Below are 20,394 nucleotides of genomic sequence, written 5' to 3' on the forward strand. Positions count from 1 at the left end.
TTTGATCCTAGAGCACGCCCTTGGTCGACGGCGCGTGACCATGGGTCTTGGGGTCGAGCTCGATGGCCGCGCGCAGGGCGAGGCCCAGGGCCTTGAAACCGCTTTCGGCGATGTGGTGGCTGTTGTCGCCGTAGAGGGTCTCGAGGTGCACGCAGGCGCCGGAGTTCATGGCGAACGCCTGATGGAACTCCTTGAACAGCTCGGTGTCGATCTCGCCGATCTTCGGGGTCTTGAAGGCGACCTTCCAGATCAGGTAGGGCCGGTTGCAGAGGTCGAGGGCGCAGCGGGTCAGGGTTTCGTCCATCGGGACATAGGCGTGGCCGAAGCGGCGGATGCCCTTGAAGCCGTCCAACGCCTGCTTGATCGCCTGGCCGATGACGATGCCGGTGTCTTCCACGGTGTGGTGGAAGTCGATGTGCAGGTCGCCCTTGGTGCGGACATGGAGGTCGATCCCGCTGAAACGCGTGAGACCGTCCAGCATGTGGTCGAAGAAGCCGATGCCGGTCTCGACATCGGACACGCCCGAGCCGTCCAGATCGACGCGGACCGTGATCTGGGTCTCTTTGGTGTTGCGGGCGACTTCCGCCGTGCGGGCCATCTAGAGTCCTTTCGACGCCGCCAGGTCCTTCAAGGACACCAGCGGACGCGGGCCGTAGTGCGAGATCACCTCGGCGGCCGCGAGCGAACCCAGCTGGCCGCAGACATTGAGCGGCCGGCCCGTCGCGAGGCCGAACATGAACCCGGCTGCGTATTGGTCGCCAGCGCCCGTCGTGTCCACGACTTTCTCCACCGGGAACACGTCGACGGTGAAGGTTTCGCCGCCGGCGGTGATCACCGAACCCTGGACGCCCCGCGTGACGGCGGCGATCTTCACCTTGCCGCGCAGCTGTTCGACCGCGGCGTCGAAGTCGTCGGTCTGGAAAAGGGCGGTGATTTCAGTGTCGTTGGCGAAGACCAGGTCGACCTGGGTCTCCAGGAAGCCCAGCAGCGCCTCGCGGTGGCGCTCCACCACGAAACCGTCGGAAAGGGTGATGGCGATCATCCGGCCCGAGGCGCGAGCGAGGCCGGCGGCCTTGGCGAAGGCGTGGCGCGCGGCCTCGGCGTCGAAAAGGTAGCCTTCGAGATAGACGATCTTGGCGCCCTCGATGACGGCGGGGTCGATGTCGTCCGTGGCGAACTCGGTGGAGGCGCCCAGGAAGGTGGACATGGTCCGCTCGCCGTCCGGGGTGACGTTGATCATCGAGACCGCGGTGGCCTTGCCGCCCACCAGGGGCGGGGTGTCGAAATGGGCGCCGATGGCGCGCATGTCGTGGGTGAAGACGCCGCCGAGCTGGTCGTCGGCGACCTTGCCCAGGAAGGCCGCGCGGCCGCCGAACGAGGCGATCCCGGCGATGGTGTTGCCCGCCGAGCCGCCCGAGGCCTCGAGGCCAGGCGCCATGGCCGAATAGAGGGCGGCGCTGCGGGCCTCGTCCACCAGCATCATGGCGCCCTTGTCCATGGCCTGCTCGCGGAGGAATTCGTCGGTCGCCGGGGCGATCACGTCGACGATGGCGTTGCCGATGGCGGCGACGTCGTAGAGCTCGGGCATGTGGGGAGGTCAGCTTTTGCGAAGGACGGTGGCGGGCTGACTACAGGCAAAAGGCCGCCGGGGCAACGCAAGGGCCCTGCAACTCCCGCCGCGCCGAGGAGTTCATATGGCTCAGTTGGGAGAATGATCATGCCCGCGTCCGACCGTGAGATCTCCAAGGCCAAGCCGCGCGATCCGATGACAGGCCAGGGCGGGGGAGCCGCCGACGCCGCCGTCGAGGGCAAGCCCCGGCTTGGCGACCACCGGAGCTTCGCGCCTCACGCCCGCAAGGTGAAACCCCTGGCCGAGGGCCAAAAATTCGATCAGCTCGCCGATAAGGAAGCCCTGGCCGAGGACCGCCAGGAAGCCCTTCTGGACGAGGCCCTGGAAGAAAGCTTCCCATCGAGCGACCCGGTGAGCGTCAAGCGGATCACCTAGGGTTTGGCTGCCCTACCAGATCGTCATCCCCGGCGTGTGTTGACCGGAACCGGCAATTCCTGGGCGGCGATCAGTTGAACCCACCACCCAAAGCCGTCATTCACGGGGTCTGCAGGCGTCTCACCGTCGCGTCAGCCGCAGCCAACGCCCCGATGGCGACGAGCCCTACCAATCCTCCCATCGCGATCAAGGTCGAGACTTCCAGCACTCCCGGCGCCAACTGCTTGGCGGTTGCGTCGAAAGGCAGCTTCCGAATTGTCTGGGCCATGTGGAAGCTATTCATGGCTCCGACTAGCAGCCCCAAGGCAGGCCCGGCAATGCGGAGATCGGAGAGCAGGCGACGCCAAGGGCCGGTGTTGGAGCGTGAAAGAAGGGCCAATAAGGGAGCTAAGAATATTGCAGCCGTCAGGATGGCTAGGACGATCCTTTGAGGCGTCGCCGCGTCGGTGAATACAGATCCGAGCGCCTGCCCAAACATCCTTGCGGCCTTTCCTTCACACCCAAAGATTACATATGTAATTCCACGAGTCAACTTCAGCGTGCCCGTTGTCGGCGCGGGCGGCGGATATTGTCGGCAGCGGCGTCTCCCCGTCATTTCAGGGCTCGTCGCGGGGACCCATACACACGAGCTGACCAGGCAATTTCCCCGAGCGCCGCGTGCATGGATGGCCGCCACAGAGGCCGGCCATGACGATCCTGGGGATTGGATGCGTCCGGCCTCAATACGGAATCTCAGACCATGCATCGGGCTCGCGGGCGGAGACGTCGGCGAGCTCGAGGCTGTCGGGGGAGACCGCCTGTTCGCGGCGCACCGGGATGACCCGCGGCTGCTCCGGTTCGTCGGCCGGGATTTCCGGCGGCAGTATGGCCGGGAACCAGTCGAAGTCGCGGACGGGCAGGCCGCGATGGGCCTCGACCATGAAGCGACGCCAGATGTCGGCGGGGATCTGGCCGCCAGTCACCCTGGCCATCGGCCGATTGTCGTCATTGCCGACCCAGACCGCGCAGAGCCAGTCCGGCGTGAAGCCGACGAACCAGGCGTCGCGGTGGTCCTGGCTGGTGCCGGTCTTGCCGGCGGCCGGACGGCCGAAGCCCGCGCCACGCGCCGTGCCTGAACGGATGACGCCTTCCATCATCCGCACCATCTGGGCGGCCTCGAACACCGGATAGACCGGGATCGGCTCGCTGGCGTTGCGGGCGTAGAGCAGGTGGCCGCGCGCGTCGCTGATGCTGGAGATCAGGTAGGGCCGGCTCTGTCCGCCGCCGGTCTGCAGCACCTGATATGCGCCGGCCAGCTGCAGCAGGCTGACCTCGTAGGCGCCGAGCGCCAGGGAGGGCAGGGGATGGGCCGGGGTCTCCACCAGGCCGAAGCGGCGGGCCAGGGCCCCCACCTCTTCGAAGCCGGTCTCCCGCGCCAGCCGCACCGAGACGGTGTTGATCGACTGGATGAGTGCGGCCTGGACCGTGACCTCGCCGCGATAGCCGCCGCCATAGTTCCGCGGCCGCCAGGCGCCCACGCGGATCGGAGCGTCGTCGCGCCGGTCCAGCGGCCTGACGCCGCGCTCCAGGGCGGCGGCCCAGACGATGGGCTTGATGGCCGAGCCGGGCTGGCGCCGGGCCTGGATCACCCGGTTGAAGCGGTCGGTGTCGCGGCTGACCCCGCCGATCATGGCGCGGATCGCGCCATCGGGGGCCATGGCCACCAGGGCGGCCTGGCGCGCGCCGCGCCGGCGTCCCTCCCCGGCCATGGCGCCGCGCACGATGGCCGCGGCCTTGGCCTGGGCGAGCGGGTCGACAGTCAGGCGGATGATCAGGTCCGGGGTCTGATCGCCCACCAGGGCCAGCGCCTGGGCCTGGGCGGCGTCGAGCGCCCAACCCATGTCGCCCTCGCGGCCCATGGCCTCCTGGACGATGGCCGGCGGCGGGCCGGCTGCGGCGGCGCGGGCGGTCTTGGGATCGATCCAGTCCATCTCCGCCAGCCGTTCCAGCACGATGCGGGCGCGGGCCCAGGCGGCGGTGGGATCGTTGCTGGGGGCGAGCTTGCTGGGCGCGCGGGGCAGGGCGGCCAGCAGCGCCGCCTCCGACAGGGTCAGGTCCGAGGCCGGCTTGCCGAAATAGGTCTGGGCCGCCGCCGAGATCCCATAGGCGCGGTCGCCGAAATAGATGCGGTTCAGATAGAGCTCCAGCACCTCGTCCTTGGTGAGCATCCGCTCCAGGCGGGCCGCCAATATGGTCTCCTGCACCTTGCGGCGCAGGGTCTTGTCCGGCGCGAGGAACAGGGTCCGGGCGAGCTGCTGGCTCAGGGTCGAGCCGCCTTCCACCGTGTGGCCGGCCTGCTGATTGGTCCAGGCGGCGCGAAGGATGGCGTGCAGATCGACCGGGCCATGCTGGTAGAACCGGCGGTCCTCTATGGCCAGGAAGGCCAGCGGCACATGGGCCGGCAACTCGGCCAGCTTCACCGCCTGGCCGTGGCGCGGACCCCGATAGGCCACAACCTGTCCGTCGGGTCCGAGGAAGGTGATCCCCGCCGGGCGGCCCATGGCCCACAGGGCTTCGCGCTTGGGCATGGGCGGCAGGTCGCGCAGGAAGGCGAGGTCGAAAGCCGCCCAGCCGCCCAGCAGCAGATTGATGATCAGCAGGGCGACCGCGCCGGCCAGCGGCCAGTTGACGGGTCGCCGCCTTGCCGCCGCCTGGCCTTCACCGGGTATGACTGGAGGGGCGTCGGCCATACCAACTCATGGCCGAGCCGGAAAAGGGGGGCAAGCCCCCGCGCGCGTTACGCGAGCGCCAGCAGGAACAGCGGGGCGGCGATGACGGCGATGGCGACGAAGAGGACGATGTCGTGCAGGACGCGGGGCGTCTTGGCGGGGGCGGGATCGGAGTATGTGCAGGACATGGGGAGGCTCCTGAGTTGAGGTTTACGCCCAGGATCAAACGCTTTCGGCCTCTGCGTGACAAACGACCAATAGGCCGTTCAGGTGATCTCAGATCAACTCCGGCGCGGCAAGCCGTCGGCGGCGGCCTGGTCGAGAAGCCAGGTCCGGAAGCGGCGGATGCTGGGTTGGTCGGCCTTTTCCGGCAGCGACAGGACCCAGTGGCTGAACGGGCTTTCCAGGGTGACGCCGAAGGGCTTGACCAGCCGGCCGGACGCCAGGTCGTCCAGGATCATGGCCTCCTGGGCGAGCGCCACCCCGCGGCCGCTGAGCGCCGCCTCGATGGCCAGATAGGAGTTGGAGAACTGCGGGCCGGTCCCGGTGTCCACCTCCGGCGCTCCGGCGGCGGCCAGCCATTCCGGCCAGGTGGGTTCGTTCTGCGCCATGCGGATGTCGTGGAGCAGCGGCGCCCGGGCCAGGTCATGGGGCGTGTCGAGCGGCCCGTAGCGCGCCAGCAGGTCGGGGCTGCAGACCGGGACCAGCATGGTCTCGATCAGGTGAGTCTCGTGCAGGCCGGGATAGGGGCCTTTGCCCAGCCGGATCGCCACGTCGACGCCGTCGCGGGCGAGGTCCGCCGGGGCGTCGGAGGCGTCGATCAGGATCTGGACGTCCGGGTGGCGCTGCTGGAAGTGCTGCAGCCGCGGCACCAGCCATTTGGCCGCCAGGGAATGGACCACGGAGACCACCAAGGGCGCGTCGCGACGGGACCGCACCGCGTCCACCGAGCTTTGCAGGGTGAGGAAGCCCTGCCGCACGCCGGTCGCCAGCTGGCGGCCCGACTCGGTCAGCCGCACCGCGCGGTTGAAGCGGTCGAACAGCCGGACCTCCAGCTCGGCCTCCAGCGTCTTGATCTGCCGCGAGACCGCGCCGGGAGTGATGTTGAGCTCCTCGGCCGCCTTCAGGAAGCTGCCGTGCCGCGCACAGGCGTCGAAGACGCGCAGGGGATTGAGCGGCAGGCGGGCGGTCACGGGGCGACGAACAGCAGCTTCGACGGGCAGAGGTCGGCCACCGGGCAATCCTCGCACTTGGGCCGCCGCGCCACGCAGGTGTAGCGGCCGTGCAGGATCAGCCAGTGGTGGGCCCGGGTCAGATAGGGCTCGGGGACCGCGGCCATCAGGTCGGCCTCGACCTGGTCCGGAGTCTTTCCCGTCGAGAGCTTCAGCCGGTGGGCCACACGGAAGACGTGGGTGTCGACGGCGATGGCCGGCTCGATGCGCAGCTCGTTCAGCACCACGCTGGCGGTCTTGCGGCCCACGCCGGGCAGGGCCTGCAGGGCCTCGCGGGTCAGGGGCACCTCGCCGTCGTGCTGCTCCATGATCATGCGGGCGGCGGCCAGGACGTTCCTGGCCTTGGTCCGGTAGAGGCCGATCGAGGCGATGTGGGGGATCAGTCCCTCCTCGCCGAGCGCCAGCATCTTCTCCGGCGTGTCGGCCACGGCGAACAGCTTGGCCGTGGCCTTGTTCACCGAGACGTCGGTGGCCTGGGCCGAGAGCGCCACCGCGGTGACCAGGGTGTAGGGGCTGTCGTAGTTGAGCTCGGTGCGCGGGTCGTCCGACAGCGCCAGGAAGCGGTGGAAGATCTCCTCGATCCGCGCCTTTTCGGCGGAGGGAAGCGGCTTGCGCTTGGCGGGGGGCTTGGCCATGGCGCCGACCATCGCTTGCGTCGGTCAGGGCGCCAAGAGCTTGGCGTCCGGGCAAACAGGTCTATGGTCTGCGGGCGATGGATGGCCTCGTCTATATGGACGCCGTGATCACCCCCAACCGCTCCTTGTCGCAGCGGGGGTTCATCGTGCTGATCTGTATCGTCACCTTTTTCAACTGCGCGGCCGCCGCGGTCTTCCTGGCCATGGGCGCGACCCTGGTGCCGTTCTTCCTGGGTCTGGACGTCCTGGCGGTGATCGCCGCCTTCCTGGCCAGCTATGCCGCGGCCCGCCGGGTCGAGCGCGTGCAGGTCACGTCCCGCGAGGTGCGAGTGGTGCGCGAGACGCCGAACAGCAGCGAGGTGGTCTGGGAAAGCCCGACCGCCTTCACCCGCGTCGCCCTCGAGCTCGACGAGGACGAGGTGGTCCAGGCCGTACGCCTGGCGGTCTCCGGCCGCCACGCCTCGGTGGCCATGGCGCTGAGCCCTCCCGAGCGCGCCGACTTCGCGCGTCATCTGGAATGGGCGATCTACGAGGCGCGGCGGGGTTAGCGTTTCTCGCGCAGGGCCATGCCCTTGACGATCATCATCTTGGCCAGATTGGCGCCGGGGATGACCATGTTCAGGGTCTCGGCGCCGACATCCAGCAGGAACTGGGTGTCCATCACCTTGCCCAGGTACTGCTCGAAGGTGACGCCGCCGGTGCGGACCTCGCCGGTCACCGCGTCGAACTCCACCACCGCCTCCTTGCCGGCCCGCCGATAGCGGAAGGCGTGGACGGGCCGGTAGTAGAGGTCCACCGCCTCCACCCGCACCAGCTCCTCCAGCACCCGGTCGGCGTCGATCTTGCCGATGGCCGCGGCGATGACGTCGCGCACCACCATGGAGGCCTTGGCCTCGGGCGGCACCACCACCAGGCCCTCGGCCGTGGCGGCGGCAAGCGCATCGGCGTCGATCTCGATGGCGTCGTGCTGCAGATAGGCTGAGAGGCCGGGCGCGACCTGCTTGGAGAGCCCGTCGATCAGGGTCTCGCGGCGGGTCTCCTCCTTGCAGCTCTCCAGGCCGCGGACCTTGAACTGGCCGGCGACCACCGGCAGCACCTGCTCGCCGATGGTCACCTGGCGGACCTCGGGCAGGACCTTCATCTCGTAGTCGCGGGCCCGCTCATAGGTCGTGGAGGTCGACACGGTCAGCCGCCAGAACGGCTGCAGGCGGCTCTCGCGATAGACGACCTCGAACTCGTCGTCCTTCGGCTGGGCGAACAGGCCGGTGACCCGCGCCATGGCCCCGAAGGCCTCGATCCGCTTGGACCAGGCCCGGCCCTCGGCGTGCTCAAGGGTGAACCGGTCGGTCATCCGGAACACCCGTTCCTCGGCGAGTTCGACCTGCATGCGCGAGTTCCCCTGCGGCGACAGGGAATTCAGCGCCGAATGCGGCGCGGAGGACAAGCGGCAATCCGCCGCCCAACCCAAATCGTCATCGCCGGGCCCTGTCCCGGCGACCCATGAACACGATTGTCCCAGGCATATCTCCGAGGTCGGCGTCTATGGGTGGCCGGCACGGAGGCCGGCCATGACGATCGGAGGAGTGTGTGGGGCTCCTACAGGATGAACCGGCTGAGATCGGTGTTCTTGGCCAGGTCGCCGACGCGGGCCTTCACATAGGCGGCGTCCACCGCCACCGTGTCGCCACCGCGGTCGGAGGCGGTGTAGCTGATCTCCTCCAGCACCTTCTCGATCACGGTCTGCAACCGGCGGGCGCCGATGTTCTCCACGGCGTTGTTCACGGTGACCGCGGCGTCGGCCATGGCGTCGATGGCGTCCTCGGTGAAGGTGAGCGTCACCCCCTCGGTGGCCAGCAGGGCCTGGTTCTGGCGGATCAGGTTGGCCTCGGGTTCGGTGAGGATGCGGCGGAAGTCGTCGCGGCTGAGCGCCTTCAGCTCCACCCGGATCGGCAGGCGGCCCTGCAGCTCGGGCAGCAGGTCCGAGGGCTTGGCCACGTGGAAGGCGCCCGAGGCGATGAACAGCACGTGGTCGGTCTTCACCGGCCCGTACTTGGTGGAGACGGTGGTGCCTTCGATGAGCGGCAACAGGTCGCGCTGGACGCCCTCGCGGGAGACGTCGGCCCCGCCGGAGCGCTCGCGGGAGGAGGCCACCTTGTCGATCTCGTCGAGGAAGACGATGCCCTCGTTCTCGGCCAGAGCCAGGGCCTCCTGGGTGAGGGCCTCCTGGTCGAGCAGCTTGTCGCTCTCCTCGGCGATCAACGGCGCCCAGGCGCCGGAGACCGTGGTCTTGTGGGTCTTGGTGCGCCCGCCGAAGGCCTTGCCCATCATCTCCGACAGGTTCAGCACCCCCATCGAAGCGCCGGGCTGGCCGGGAATCTCGAAGGTGGGCATGCCGCCGCCGGTGTCGGCCAGGGTCAGCTCGACCTCCTTGTCGTCCAACTCGCCCGCGCGGAGCTTCTTGCGGAAGCTGTCGCGGGCGGCGGTGGAGCCAGGGCCGGTGAGGGCGTCCAGCAGCCGCTCCTCCGCCGAGGCCTCGGCCCGGGCGCGGACGGCGGCGCGGCGCTTGTCGCGCACCATGGCCATGGCGCTCTCCACCAGGTCGCGGACGATCTGGTCGACGTCGCGGCCCACATAGCCGACCTCGGTGAACTTGGTGGCCTCGACCTTGAGGAACGGGGCGTGGGCCAGCTTGGCCAGCCGCCGGGCGATCTCGGTCTTGCCGACCCCGGTGGGGCCGATCAGCAGGATGTTCTTGGGCGTCACCTCGTCGCGTAGGTCTGCGGGGACCCGGCGGCGGCGCCAGCGGTTGCGCAGGGCCACGGCCACGGCCTTCTTGGCCTCGGCGTGGCCGACGATGAAGCGGTCGAGCTCGGAGACGATTTCGCGGGGAGAAAACTCGGTCATCCCCGCGATATAGGCGTCCGCGCGGTCATGTCACCTACCGTCGTCAGGCCGGGGGCTTGGGTGGACTGGGCAGGATGGCGTCATAGACCAGTTTCCAGCCGCCCCTGCGGTCCTGCCAGACCCGGATGTAGCGCCCTTCGCGGGGCTGGCCGTCACGGACCCAGGCGGCTTCGCCGTGGGTCCAGACCAGGTCTCCGGCCTTGGACGCCTCGGAGCCCACGGCGCGCAGGGCCATGGTCTTCGGCCGCGTCGCCAGTTCGCGGGCTTGGCCGGCGGGGCTGTTTTCCGGCGCGGCGCGCGAGCCGGCGATCCGCCCGTCCGCCGCCGTCACGGGCCTGAAGGCCCGGGCCAGGTCGATCGCCGCCGCGGCGTTGAGCTTGGCTTCCAGGGCCGCGACCTGCGCCTTGGCCTTCTCAGCCGAACCGGCCTTGGCGGTGGCCAAGGGCAGATAGGCCACCGGGCTTCCCGCCGGCGCCGCGCCGGCCGGATCGCTGCCCGGCCCGCCGTCATAGATCCATTTCCAGCCGCCGTCGGCCTGCTTGCGCCAGACGGTGAAGTAGTAGCCGCCGGGCTTGCCGCCCACGGTATAGGGCCCGCTGGTGAAGCCGAGATCGCCGGAGACGGCGATTCCCGCCCAGAGCGGCCACCAGGCCAGCGGCGATCCGCCCTTGTCGTCCGGCAGCTTGGGGAAGGTGTCGTGGACCTTGGCCAGGTCCGGCTGGAAGACGATGGCCTCGGGCGCCGAGTGCTTGAGGAACGAGTCGCGCACGCCCAGGGCCAGGCCGTCGGCGGCGAAGGCCCGCTCGGCGGCGACCACCGGAGCGGGATCGACCTGGGCCGCGGCCGGCGTGGCGAACAGGGCGAGGACGAGGATCAGGCGCACGCGGTCTCTCCGGAGAGGCTCAGGCGTGACCATGCGCCGTCGGCCGCGCGGCGAAAACGCGAAAACCGCCGATCCGACGCGGGCTCAGAGCGTTTCGACGGTCAGTTCGCCGTTGGTGTAGACGCAGATCTTGGCGGCGATCGCCATGGCCTTGCGGGCCACCTCCTCGGCTGACAACGCACTGTCAGAAAGCGCCAGGGCGGCGGCCAGGGCGTAGTTGCCGCCCGAGCCGATGGCGGCCATGCCGCTCTCCGGTTCCAACACGTCGCCGACCCCGGTGACGGTGAAGATGGCGTCCTTATCGGCCACCAGCAACATGGCCTCCAGCCGGCGGAGATAGCGGTCGGTGCGCCAGTCCTTGGCCAGGTCGACGCAGGCCCGGGCGAGCTGGTCGGGATACTGCTCCAGCTTGGCTTCCAGGCGCTCGATGAGGGTGAAGGCGTCGGCCGTGGCGCCGGCGAAACCCGCCAGCACCTTGCCGCCCGCCAGGGCGCGGACCTTTCGGGCGTTGCCCTTGACGATGGTTTGGCCCATCGAGACCTGGCCGTCGCCGGCGATCACGGTCTTGCCATCCTTGCGCACCGCCAGGATGGTCGTGCCGTGCCAGTCCGGAAAATTGCTGTTCGTCATGTCCTGCGATGTGGTCAGGGCCGCGTGTAAGGTCAAGCGCGATGAGTTTCACCGACGACGAAGTCGAACGCTACGCCCGCCATCTGGTGCTGCGCGAGGTGGGCGGTCCGGGCCAGCAGCGGCTGAAGGCCGCCAGTGTGCTGATCGTCGGCGCGGGGGGCCTGGGCGCGCCCGCGGCCCTCTACCTGGCCGCCGCCGGGGTAGGGCGCATCGTGCTGGCCGATCCCGACGTGGTGGACAGCTCCAACCTGCAGCGCCAGGTGATCTATGCCGACGCCGATGTGGGCCGGCTGAAGGTGGAGGCCGCCGCCGAACGCCTGCGGGGGCTCAATCCCCATGTCCATGTGGACTGCGCCCCGCTGCACCTGGAGCGCTGCAACGCCGGGCCGTTGGTGGAGGGCGTCGACCTGGTGCTGGACGGCACCGACGACTTCGCCACCCGCTTCGCGGTCAACGCCGCCTGTGTGGCCCATGAGCGGACCCTGGTCTCCGGGGCCATCGGCCGCTGGACCGGGCAGGTGGGGGTGTTCCGCGGCCGGCCCTGCTATCGTTGCCTGGTCCCGGAGATTCCGCCCGAGGCCGAGACCTGTTCGGCGGTGGGCGTGGTCGGCGCCCTGGCCGGGGTGGTCGGCTCGATGATGGCCCTGGAGGCGATCAAGCTGATCACCAGCGCCGGCGACCCCCTGGCTGGCCGCCTGCTGATCTACGACGCCCTGGCCGCCGAGACCCGGACGGTCAGGATCGGCGCGGATCCCGAGTGCGAGGTCTGCGGCGGCTAGGTGAAGCTCTTGGCGATGAAGGCGACGCACGCCTCCAGCACCTGCTTCTCCACCTTCGGCTCCCAGCCGTTGTGGCCGGTCTCCCGCAGGGTCATCAGCTCGACCCGCTTGCCCGCCGCCTTGAGCGCCGAGGCCATCATCCTCGACTGGTCCGGCGAGACCACGTAGTCATCCAGACCATGGATCAGCAGGACCGGGGCCTGGGCCTCCTTCGCCCGTCGGCGCGGCGATGCGGTCGCCAGGCGCTCGGCGTCCTTGGCCGGGTCGCCAATCCGCGCCACCCAGAGCTTGTAATAGGGCGAGTCCTCCCCGTCCCGGCGTCGGTCGGCGAGGAATTCCGGCAGGTCGCTCACCCCGGCGATGGACACCACGGAGCGGTAGAGTTCGGGTCGCCGGACCGCGCCCATCAAGGCCGCGTAGCCGCCATAGCTCGCCCCACAGATGGCCACGCGTTTCGGGTCCGCCCGGCCGCTGCCCAGGACCTGGGCCACGGCGTCCTCCACATCCTCCTGCATGCGGTCACCCCAGCGGCCGTCGCCGGCTTCGGCGAAGGCGCGGCCATAGCCGCCTGAGCCGCGGAAATTGGGCTGCAGCACAAGCCAGCCCTGGGCCGCGAAGGCTTGGGCGAAAAGGTCGAAGTCGTAGCTGTCACGCGCCACCGGCCCGCCGTGCGGCATCACCACCAGGGGCCGCGGCCCCGAAGCCAGAGGGACGGTCAGATAGGCCCGTATGGTCGCGTCGTCGCGAGTCCGCACGTCCAGGGTCTCGACCGGCGCCAGGCTCTCCTCCTTGAGCCAGGGCTTGGCGACGGCCACCGGCTCCAGGCGCCGCGCCGCGACGTCGTAGAAATAGTAGGCGCCCTGCACGCGCGGGCCGCTGACCCGGGCCATGAACCGCGTGCGGTCCTCGCTCAGCTCCGTGATCCGTACATTGCAGGTCTTCTGGAAGAAGGCCTCGACGCCCCGGACGTGGGCGCCCAGGGTCTTGTCGGCGAAATTGTAGACCACCCGGTCGTCGGTGGAGATCGCGGCGAGGTAGCGGCCCCGCTCGTCGGTCAGGGCGCCCTCGGTGTCGCGATCGGGACGCACGGCGACCGGCGCGCCGAACGCCATGCTGCGGATGTCGAAGGGCCGAAGACTGGCGGTGTTCTCGCCGTCGGCGCGGTGAACGGCCAGGAAGACGCCGGCCTGCTCGGTGTAGCCGACCACGTCGAAATCGGGCCGATTGAAGCCGTCATAGCGGGCGATGTTGCGGATCAGCTTCCATTCGGTCTCGCCGGGCGAGCGGCCATAGAGGGCGCCGGCCGTGCCGCGGCTATTGTAGTCCCAGCGCAGCAGGGGCTTGCCATCCTGGATCGACCAGTCGTCGGTGGCCGGCCCGCCGCGTTCCAGGAAGGTCGCCTCGCCGGTATAGACGTCGACGGAGTACAGGGCCCGGGTTTGGCCCTGCGGCTCCCAAGCCCGCATCAGGATGCGCCGGGGGTCGTCGGGCAGCATGTCCACGACGTAGCTCAGGTTGAAGTTGGTCTGCAGGAAGGACCGGTCGGCGCCGAACATGATGGCCGGCGGGCTCCCGTCGAGACCGACGCTCAAGGTCCGGCGGACGCTGGTGTTGAAGGTCGTGCCGAACCGCGTGCCGGTCGGCATGTAGTCCTCCTCGCGCTCCATGAGCACAGAGATCAGCAGGCGTTCGTCATTGGCCCAGACGACGTCCTCGACATCGTAGTTGCCGACAATGACCCGGACCGCGGGGGCGTCGAAATTGTCCGCCGAGATCAGGCTGACATAGGCCAGCCGCCGCCCGCCCTCGCGAAGCTCGTGCAGCAAGGCGATCCGCTTGCCGTCGCGCGACAGGGCCGCGCCGCGGTTCATGGCCGGACGGGTCAGTTCCTCGACGGTGGGCGGCCTGATCCCCTCCGCCGCGCGCGCCGAACCGGCCAGCGCCAGACCGGCGCCTGCGGCAAGCGCCGCGCGTCTCGTGAACATGAGTTATCCCCCAACAACTCCGAGTAGTATCCCGGAGCGTCGAGTCCATGGTCAAGCTTGTTCGGCGGCGCGCGCCTACAGCATCGAGACCAGCACCCGGTCGGGCGGCCGGTGGCCGTCCATCCAGGTCTTGAGGTTGATGATCACCTTCTCGCCCATGTCGGTGCGGGCCTCGACCGTGGCCGAGCCCAGATGGGGCAGCAGGACGGCGTTGGGCAGCTTGAGCAGCTTGGGATTGATCGCCGGTTCGAACTCGAACACGTCCAGGCCGGCGCCGCCGATCGCGCCGTGGGTCAGCAGGTCGGTCAGCGCGCCCTCGTCGATGATCTCGCCGCGGGCGGTGTTGACCACGATGGCGTGGGGCTGCAGCAGCTTCAGACGCCGCGCCGACAGCAGGTGGTAGGTGGCCGGGGTGTGTGGGCAGTTGACCGAGATGATGTCCATCCGGGCCAGCATCTGGTCGAGGCTCTCCCAGTAGGTGGCCTCCAGCTCCTCGGCGATCAGGTGACTGACCGGCTTGCGGTTATGGTAGTGGATCTGCATGCCGAAGGCCCGCGCCCGGCGGGCCACCGCCTGGCCGATCCGGCCCATGCCGATGATCCCCAGCCGCTTGCCGTTGACCCGGCGGCCCATCATCCAGGTGGGAGTCCAGCCGGTGAAATGGCCGGCCTGGACCACATTGGCCCCCTCCACGATCCGGCGCGAGACCGCCATGATCAGCGCCATGGTGAGGTCGGCGGTGTCTTCGGTCAGCACGCCCGGCGTATTGGTCACGGCGATGCCGCGGGCATTGGCGGCGGCCACGTCGATATGATCGACGCCCATGCCGAAATTGGCGATCAGCTTGAGCTTGTCGCCGGCCTCGGCGATCAGGTCGGCGTCGATCCTGTCGGTGATGGTGGGCACCAGGGCGTCGGCGCGCTTCACCGCGTCGACCAGGGCCGCGCGGCCCATGGGCGCGTCGTCGAGGTTGAGCTCGGTGTCGAACAACTCACGCATCCGGGTCTCCACCACATCGGGGAGTCGGCGGGTGACGATGACTTTCGGCTTGCGGGCGGCCATGGGCGTCTGAAAGGAATCTTTAACTGCGCGCGGCGCGCATTGAGTTGTTAGCAGGAACCTCTAGCAAAGCCCCCATGGACGGCCAAGGCGAGCCTCAACTGATCGAGCGTAACAATTGGGCGGCGCCTGTCCTGGCGGCGGCGCTGGTGCTGGTCCTTTCCGGCCTGCCGGCGCGGGCGGCCGAGCGGGCGACCCCGTCCGGCTATCCCGTGCCCCGCTATATCACCCTGAAGTTCGATCAGGTCTATGCCCGGGCGGGTCCCGGCGAGGATCATCGCCTGCTCTGGGTCTACCGGGTGAAGGGCCTGCCGGTGCAGGTGGTGGCGGAAAACAGCGAGTGGCGGCGGATCTGCGATCCTTCCGGCGGCATGGCCTGGGTGCACAAGCGCCTGACCGACGGGCGGCGCAATGTGCTGGTGGCGCAAGGGTCGCCGGTGGCGATCCGCAAGAAGCCCAAGGCCGAGGCCGAGATCGTCGCCTATCTGAACCCGAGATCGATGGCCGCGTTGAACCGGTGCGAAAAGGGCTGGTGCAAGGTCAAGCTGGACGGCGCGACGGGCTGGACGCCGGCGCGGGGTCTCTGGGGCGTCTCCGACGCCCTGCAATGCAAGGCGCCGGCGCGCCGATAGTCCCCTGGCGTTGAGCAACCGCGCCGGCTCTGCTAGGGCCTGACCGTCACATTTCACCGGCCCGTGAGGCCGCCGCCAAGAAAGCCGACCATGAGCCAGGGTGTGAAGGCCAAGGACCACTACAGTTTCGAGGAGCTGATGGCCTGCGCCCGCGGCGAGATGTTCGGCCCGGGCAACGCCCAGCTGCCGGCCCCGCCGATGCTGCTGTTCGACCGCATTATCGAGATCACCGACGAGGGCGGCGCCCACGGCAAGGGTCGGATCGAGGCGGAGTTCGACATCAATCCCGCCCTCTGGTTCTTCGACTGCCACTTCATCAACGACCCGGTCATGCCGGGCAGCCTGGGTCTCGACGCCCTGTGGCAGCTGGTCGGCTTCTACCTCGGCTGGATCGGCGGCAAGGGCCGCGGCCGGGCGCTGGGATGCGGCGAGGTGAAATTCGGCGGCGAGGTGACACCCTCGATCAAGAAGGTCACCTACAAGGTCGAGATGAAGCGGGTCATCAACCGCCGCCTGGTCATGGGGATCGGCGACGGGGTGTTGGAAGCCGACGGCGAGCCTATCTACTGGGCTCAGGATCTGCGCGTCGGCCTCTATCAGCGGTAAGGAACGTAGCATGCGCCGCGTCGTCGTCACCGGGATCGGGATCGTCTCGTCGATCGGAAATAACGCCAACGAGGTTCTGGCCTCGCTGCGCGAAGCCAAGTCGGGCGTGAGCGCCGCGCCGGAATATGCCGAGCTGGGCTTCCGCTCGCAGGTCCACGCCGCCCCCGCCATCGAGTGGGAGAGCATGGTCGACCGCCGCGCCGCCCGGTTCCTGGCCCAGGGCACGGCCTTCGGCCACATCGCCATGGAACAGGCCATCGCCGATTCCGGCCTGGAAGAGGCTCAGGTCTCCAACGAGCGCACCGGCCTGATCGTCGGCGCTGGCGGACCGTCCACCAGGGCGATCGTCGAGGCGGCCCACACCGCCAAGGAGCGCGGCCCCAAGCGGGTCGGCCCGTTCGCGGTGCCCAAGGCGATGTGCTCCGGCGCCTCGGCGACGCTCGCCACCTGGTTCAAGATTAAGGGCCTCAACTTCTCGATCTCCTCGGCCTGCGCCACCTCCACCCACTGCATCGGCACGGGCTACGAGCAGATCCTGATGGGCAAGCAGGACATCGTCTTCGCCGGCGGGACCGAGGAGCTGGACTGGACCCTGTCGGTGCTGTTCGACGCCATGGGCGCCATGAGTTCCAACTTCAACGACCGGCCCTCGACCGCCAGCCGCGCCTATGACGTGGCCCGCGACGGCTTCGTGATCGCCGGCGGGGCCGGGATCGTGGTGCTGGAAGAGTACGAGCACGCCAAGGCCCGCGGGGCCAAGATCTATGGCGAGATCGTCGGCTACGCCGCCAATTCCGATGGCTTCGATATGGTCGCCCCCTCCGGCGAGGGCGCGGTGCGCTGCATGCGCCTGGCCCTCGAAGGGGCCGGCAATCGGGCGGTCGACTATCTCAACCCGCACGGCACCTCGACGCCGGTGGGCGATTCAAAGGAGATGGGCGCGGTGCGCGAGGTGTTCGGCGCCAAGCCGCCGCTGATCTCCTCGACCAAGTCGCTGACCGGCCACAGTTTGGGGGCGGCCGGGGCGCAGGAGGCGATCTATTCGCTGCTGATGCTCAACAACGGCTTCGCGGCCAAGAGCGCCCACATCGAAAACCTCGATCCGGAGTTCGCCGACCTGCCCATCCTGCTGGAACGCAAGGACGTCGAGCTGCAGACGGTGATGTCCAACAGCTTCGGCTTCGGCGGCACCAATGGCTGCCTGGTGATGGCCCGGGCCTAGGGCCGCTCACGCGAACGCGGGTTGCGCAGCTTCGCCGCCCCGTCCACAAACCTGCACGAAAAACGCGAGGGAGACGCGCATGGCCAAGGATGGCTGGGACTTGCCCACGGGCGAGCTGATGAGGGGCAAGAAGGGCGTCGTGATCGGCGTGGCCAATCACGATTCCATCGCCTGGGGCATAGCCTCGCAGCTCGCCGCCCAGGGCGCCGAGATGGCCCTCTTCCACCTGCCGGGCATGGAGCGCCGGGTTCAGCCCCTGGCCGAGAGCATCGGGGTCAAGACCGTCGTGCCGGTGGACGTGACCCAGGACGACCAGATGGACGCGGCCTTCGCGGCCGTCGAAAAGGCCTTCGGGACCATCGACTTCTTCGTCCACGCCATCGCCTACGCCCCGCGCGACCAGATCAAGGGCAGCTTCGTGGATAACGCCAGCCGCGAGGGCTTCCTGCAGGCCATGGATATCTCGGCCTACAGCTTCGTCGACTGCGCCCGGCGCGCCGAGAAGCTGATGCCCAATGGCGGCTCGATCATCTGCCTGACCTATATGGGCTCGGAGCGGGCCATCCCGAACTACAACACCATGGGGGTGGCCAAGGCCGCCCTCGAGGCCGCCAGCCGCTATGTGGCCCGCGACCTCGGCCCCAAGGGCATTCGTGTCAACGCGTTGTCACCCGGCGCCATGCGCACCCTGTCCCTGGCCGGGATCTCCGGCGGCAAGGGCATGCTGTCCAAGGGCCGCGACCTCTCGGCCATGAAGCAGGACACCTCCATGGAGGGCGTCGCCGGGGCGGCCCTGTGGCTGCTCTCGGACCTCGGCCGGTCGACCACCGGCGAGCTGATCCATGTGGACGCCGGCTTCCACATGATGGGCTTCACCGAGGACGAAGAAGCCTAGCTCGCATAGGCCTTCATGAAGCGCCGCGCCGCCTCGCAGGCGATGCGGTCGATCTCGCCGGCCTCCAGGTCGCGGCCGACGCCCAGCAGGTGGGCGATCTGATGCACGCCGATGACCATGCCGGCGAAGAACTCGGCCGCCAGGCCCGGATCGTCCACCGCCATCCGGCCGGCGGCGGTCTCGAACTCCAGGAACCGGGCCAGGCGACGGCGGGAGGTGACGGGGCCTGCCTCATAGAAGGCCCGCGCCAGGTCGGGCAGGTCGATGGCGCTCTGCACCGTCATGCGCAGCATGGAAGTCCCGCGCGGTTTCATCACCGCCTCGATCATCACCCGGCCGAAGGCGGCCAACGCCTCCTCGGGATGTTCCTGGGCGCCGGGAACCAGCAGCGGGGCGGTGATCTCGGCCACGCGGCGGTCGACGATGGCGCGCATCAGCTCGGCCTTGGAGCCGTAGCGGTTATAGACGGTCTGCTTGGAGACCCCGGCCCGGCGGGCGACCAGGTCCATGGAGGCCGAGAGCCCGCGCTCGCCGAACACCATGGCGGCGGCGTCGAGGATGGCCTCGGTCTTGGCCGGGTCGATCTGTCCGGCGAGGCGGGGCATCAGTGGCCCCCGGCGCCGGCGGGGGCGGCCTTGGCGGGCTTGGCCAGGACGCCGAGTACGGCGGCGGCGGCGCAGGCCAGAGCCAGGAAGGCGAAACCGTCGGCGAAGCCCATGACGCTCGCCTCCCGCCGCAACATCATGCCCAGGGCCTTGTTCGCCGCGCCCTCGGGATCGGCCATGCCGCGCTCCCGCATCATGCCGGTCAGGCCCTCCACCATGCCCTGGGCGGCCGGGCTGGCGCTGGTCACGGCCGCCGAGAGGTCGCCCAGATGGACGGCGGTCTGGTGGCTGAGCACCGTGGTCAGCAGGGCCATGCCCACCGCCCCGCCGACATTGCGCAACAGGTTCACCAGGCCCGAGGCGTCCTTCATCATCGAGGGCGGCAGGGTGGAGACCGAGAGCTGGGAGGCCGCGATCATGGCGGTCATCACCCCCATGCCGCGGAACACCTGCAGCACCGCGAAGTCCCAGAACCCCCAGTCGGCGGTGACGTGCGAGCCCAACCCTATCCCGTAGGCCGTGACGCCGAAGCCCACCACCAGCGGAATGCGGGCGTCGAGCGCCCGGACCATGCGGCCGGCCACGGGCGCCATGGCGAACATGACCAGGCCGGAGACCAGCATGGTGGTCCCCACCTCGGCGGCGTTGTAGCGCAGCACCTGGCCCAGGAAGAGCGGCAGGATGAAGGTGCCGCCGAACAGTCCGGCCCCGGCCACGAAGTTCATGACCGCGCCCAGGGCGAAGTTGCGGTCCTGGAACGGCTTCAACGAAACGATGGGCTGGCGGTAGCTGAGCTGCCGCAGGATGAAGCTCACCCCGGTGACCGAGGCGAGGAGAGTCAGGCCCAGGATCAGCTCGTCGTCGAACCAGCCCTCGCTGGCGCCCTCCTCCAGCACGTACTGCATGGAGAGCAGGGCCACGGTCATCAGCACCAGCCCGAGCCAGTCGACGCCCTTGCCGAACCGGGGATCGCCCCGATCGAAGTCGGCGTAGCGCGAGACCAGGAACATCACCACCAGCCCGATGGGCGCGTTGATGAAGAACAGCCAGCGCCAGGACAGGGCGTCGGTCAGGTGGCCGCCGAGGGTGGGTCCGACCGTGGGGGCGAGCGTCACCACCAGGCCGAAGACCACGTTCGCGGTGACCCGGCGCTCCTGGGGAAATACCGTCATGGCCGTGGCGAAGGCCGCCGGGATCATCGCGCCCGCCGCCAGGCCCTGCAGCGTCCGCGTCAGGATCATCATCTCGATACTGGTCGAGAAGCCGGTGAGGATGGAGGTGACGATGAAGGCGCCGCAGGCCCAGACATAGACCGTCCGCGTGCTCCACATCTTCGAGAGGTAGGCGGTCAGCGGGATGATCACGACCTCGGCCAGCAGATAGCTGGTCTGCACCCAGCTGATCTCGTCGGCGGTGGCGCCGATCCCCGCCTGGATCTGCGACAGCGAGGCGGCGACGATCTGGATGTCCAGCACGGCCATGAACTGGCCCAGCACCATCCCGCCGAAGCCCAGGAAGACCGCGGTCCAGTTGACCTCGCCGGACGGCCTGCGGTGACGCACCAGCGGATCGGCGTCGTGGGCTCCGTGGGGCAGGGCTTCGGGGGGCATGGGG

At 69.2% G+C, this 20,394-nt stretch carries 21 protein-coding genes; 7 read left to right on the forward strand and 14 right to left on the reverse strand.

All coding sequences use genetic code 11. The features are described from left to right. Positions 1-7: 7 nt before the first annotated feature. Positions 8-598, reverse strand: a complete 591-nt coding sequence (gene hisB, locus V6M51_RS19845) for an imidazoleglycerol-phosphate dehydratase HisB (protein WP_332769971.1) — start codon at positions 596-598, stop codon at positions 8-10. Then, complete coding sequence (locus V6M51_RS19850; RefSeq protein WP_332769972.1) at positions 599-1,588, reverse strand: adenosine kinase; 990 nt, start codon at positions 1,586-1,588, stop codon at positions 599-601. It lies immediately after the preceding gene. A 129-nt stretch (positions 1,589-1,717) separates the two neighbouring features. On the opposite strand from V6M51_RS19850, the gene V6M51_RS19855 reads away from it, so the two are divergent. Next, positions 1,718-2,005: a hypothetical protein gene (locus V6M51_RS19855; protein ID WP_332769973.1), complete on the forward strand. Its 288-nt coding sequence runs from the start codon at positions 1,718-1,720 to the stop codon at positions 2,003-2,005. A gap of 100 nt (positions 2,006-2,105) precedes the next feature. Here the strand turns inward: V6M51_RS19855 and V6M51_RS19860 are convergent, their stop codons facing one another. The 4 genes from V6M51_RS19860 to nth form a co-directional block, all read right to left on the reverse strand. Further along, positions 2,106-2,273: a hypothetical protein gene (locus tag V6M51_RS19860; protein ID WP_332769974.1), complete on the reverse strand. Its 168-nt coding sequence runs from the start codon at positions 2,271-2,273 to the stop codon at positions 2,106-2,108. 451 nt (positions 2,274-2,724) lie between these two features. Further along, a complete protein-coding gene (locus V6M51_RS19865; protein ID WP_332769975.1) occupies positions 2,725-4,734 on the reverse strand; it encodes a transglycosylase domain-containing protein in 2,010 nt (669 codons plus the stop codon). Positions 4,735-4,994: 260 nt separating this feature from the next. Beyond that, positions 4,995-5,906, reverse strand: coding sequence for a transcriptional regulator GcvA (gene gcvA / locus V6M51_RS19870; RefSeq protein WP_332769976.1), 912 nt, complete (start codon positions 5,904-5,906; stop codon positions 4,995-4,997). Then, positions 5,903-6,580, reverse strand: coding sequence for an endonuclease III (gene nth / locus V6M51_RS19875; protein WP_332769977.1), 678 nt, complete (start codon positions 6,578-6,580; stop codon positions 5,903-5,905). The genes gcvA and nth overlap by 4 nt, the downstream gene beginning before the upstream one ends. A 77-nt stretch (positions 6,581-6,657) precedes the next feature. Between nth and V6M51_RS19880 the strand changes: the two genes are divergently transcribed. After that, on the forward strand, positions 6,658-7,128 hold the full coding sequence (locus V6M51_RS19880) for a DUF2244 domain-containing protein (RefSeq protein WP_332769978.1): 471 nt from the start codon (positions 6,658-6,660) through the stop codon (positions 7,126-7,128). On the opposite strand, the gene V6M51_RS19885 is transcribed toward V6M51_RS19880, so the two are convergent. The 4 genes from V6M51_RS19885 to hslV all read right to left on the reverse strand — a co-directional run bounded on the left by V6M51_RS19885 (position 7,125) and on the right by hslV (position 10,997). After that, positions 7,125-7,967 (reverse strand): hypothetical protein, encoded by an 843-nt coding sequence (locus V6M51_RS19885; protein ID WP_332769979.1) that lies wholly within the window; start codon positions 7,965-7,967, stop codon positions 7,125-7,127. The genes V6M51_RS19880 and V6M51_RS19885 overlap by 4 nt on opposite strands. A gap of 209 nt (positions 7,968-8,176) precedes the next feature. Continuing rightward, the gene (gene hslU, locus V6M51_RS19890) at positions 8,177-9,484 is read right to left on the reverse strand and encodes an ATP-dependent protease ATPase subunit HslU (protein WP_332769980.1); all 1,308 of its coding nucleotides are present in this window, start codon (positions 9,482-9,484) and stop codon (positions 8,177-8,179) included. Positions 9,485-9,527: 43 nt separating this feature from the next. Further along, positions 9,528-10,367 carry a DUF4440 domain-containing protein gene (locus V6M51_RS19895; RefSeq protein ID WP_332769981.1) on the reverse strand — a complete coding sequence of 280 codons (840 nt, stop codon included), beginning with the start codon at positions 10,365-10,367 and terminating at the stop codon, positions 9,528-9,530. Between the two features lie 84 nt (positions 10,368-10,451). Beyond that, on the reverse strand, positions 10,452-10,997 hold the full coding sequence (gene hslV, locus V6M51_RS19900; protein ID WP_332770030.1) for an ATP-dependent protease subunit HslV: 546 nt from the start codon (positions 10,995-10,997) through the stop codon (positions 10,452-10,454). Between the two features lie 41 nt (positions 10,998-11,038). Between hslV and V6M51_RS19905 the strand changes: the two genes are divergently transcribed. Continuing rightward, a complete protein-coding gene (locus tag V6M51_RS19905; protein ID WP_332769982.1) occupies positions 11,039-11,776 on the forward strand; it encodes a HesA/MoeB/ThiF family protein in 738 nt (245 codons plus the stop codon). Here V6M51_RS19905 and V6M51_RS19910 read toward each other — a convergent pair. Both V6M51_RS19910 and V6M51_RS19915 read right to left on the reverse strand, forming a co-directional pair. Next, positions 11,773-13,761, reverse strand: coding sequence for an alpha/beta hydrolase family protein (locus V6M51_RS19910; RefSeq protein ID WP_332769983.1), 1,989 nt, complete (start codon positions 13,759-13,761; stop codon positions 11,773-11,775). The genes V6M51_RS19905 and V6M51_RS19910 overlap by 4 nt on opposite strands. Positions 13,762-13,836: 75 nt before the next feature. Next, on the reverse strand, positions 13,837-14,823 hold the full coding sequence (locus V6M51_RS19915) for a 2-hydroxyacid dehydrogenase (protein WP_332769984.1): 987 nt from the start codon (positions 14,821-14,823) through the stop codon (positions 13,837-13,839). Between the two features lie 74 nt (positions 14,824-14,897). Between V6M51_RS19915 and V6M51_RS19920 the strand changes: the two genes are divergently transcribed. The 4 genes from V6M51_RS19920 to V6M51_RS19935 all read left to right on the forward strand — a co-directional run bounded on the left by V6M51_RS19920 (position 14,898) and on the right by V6M51_RS19935 (position 18,175). Then, positions 14,898-15,452 carry an SH3 domain-containing protein gene (locus V6M51_RS19920; protein WP_332769985.1) on the forward strand — a complete coding sequence of 185 codons (555 nt, stop codon included), beginning with the start codon at positions 14,898-14,900 and terminating at the stop codon, positions 15,450-15,452. Positions 15,453-15,542: 90 nt separating this feature from the next. Continuing rightward, a complete protein-coding gene (gene fabA, locus V6M51_RS19925; protein WP_254835216.1) occupies positions 15,543-16,058 on the forward strand; it encodes a 3-hydroxyacyl-[acyl-carrier-protein] dehydratase FabA in 516 nt (171 codons plus the stop codon). Positions 16,059-16,068: 10 nt separating this feature from the next. Further along, positions 16,069-17,280: a beta-ketoacyl-ACP synthase I gene (gene fabB, locus V6M51_RS19930; RefSeq protein WP_332769986.1), complete on the forward strand. Its 1,212-nt coding sequence runs from the start codon at positions 16,069-16,071 to the stop codon at positions 17,278-17,280. Between the two features lie 79 nt (positions 17,281-17,359). After that, a complete protein-coding gene (locus V6M51_RS19935; protein WP_332769987.1) occupies positions 17,360-18,175 on the forward strand; it encodes an enoyl-ACP reductase FabI in 816 nt (271 codons plus the stop codon). On the opposite strand, the gene V6M51_RS19940 is transcribed toward V6M51_RS19935, so the two are convergent. Both V6M51_RS19940 and V6M51_RS19945 read right to left on the reverse strand, forming a co-directional pair. Next, positions 18,172-18,780 carry a TetR/AcrR family transcriptional regulator gene (locus V6M51_RS19940; protein WP_332769988.1) on the reverse strand — a complete coding sequence of 203 codons (609 nt, stop codon included), beginning with the start codon at positions 18,778-18,780 and terminating at the stop codon, positions 18,172-18,174. The two genes, V6M51_RS19935 and V6M51_RS19940, sit on opposite strands and share 4 nt — an antisense overlap. Further along, positions 18,780-20,390: a DHA2 family efflux MFS transporter permease subunit gene (locus V6M51_RS19945; protein WP_332769989.1), complete on the reverse strand. Its 1,611-nt coding sequence runs from the start codon at positions 20,388-20,390 to the stop codon at positions 18,780-18,782. The genes V6M51_RS19940 and V6M51_RS19945 overlap by 1 nt, the downstream gene beginning before the upstream one ends. Between the last annotated feature and the right edge of the window lie 4 nt (positions 20,391-20,394).

Source organism: Phenylobacterium sp., assembly GCF_036677185.1.
Taxonomy (GTDB): domain Bacteria; phylum Pseudomonadota; class Alphaproteobacteria; order Caulobacterales; family Caulobacteraceae; genus Phenylobacterium.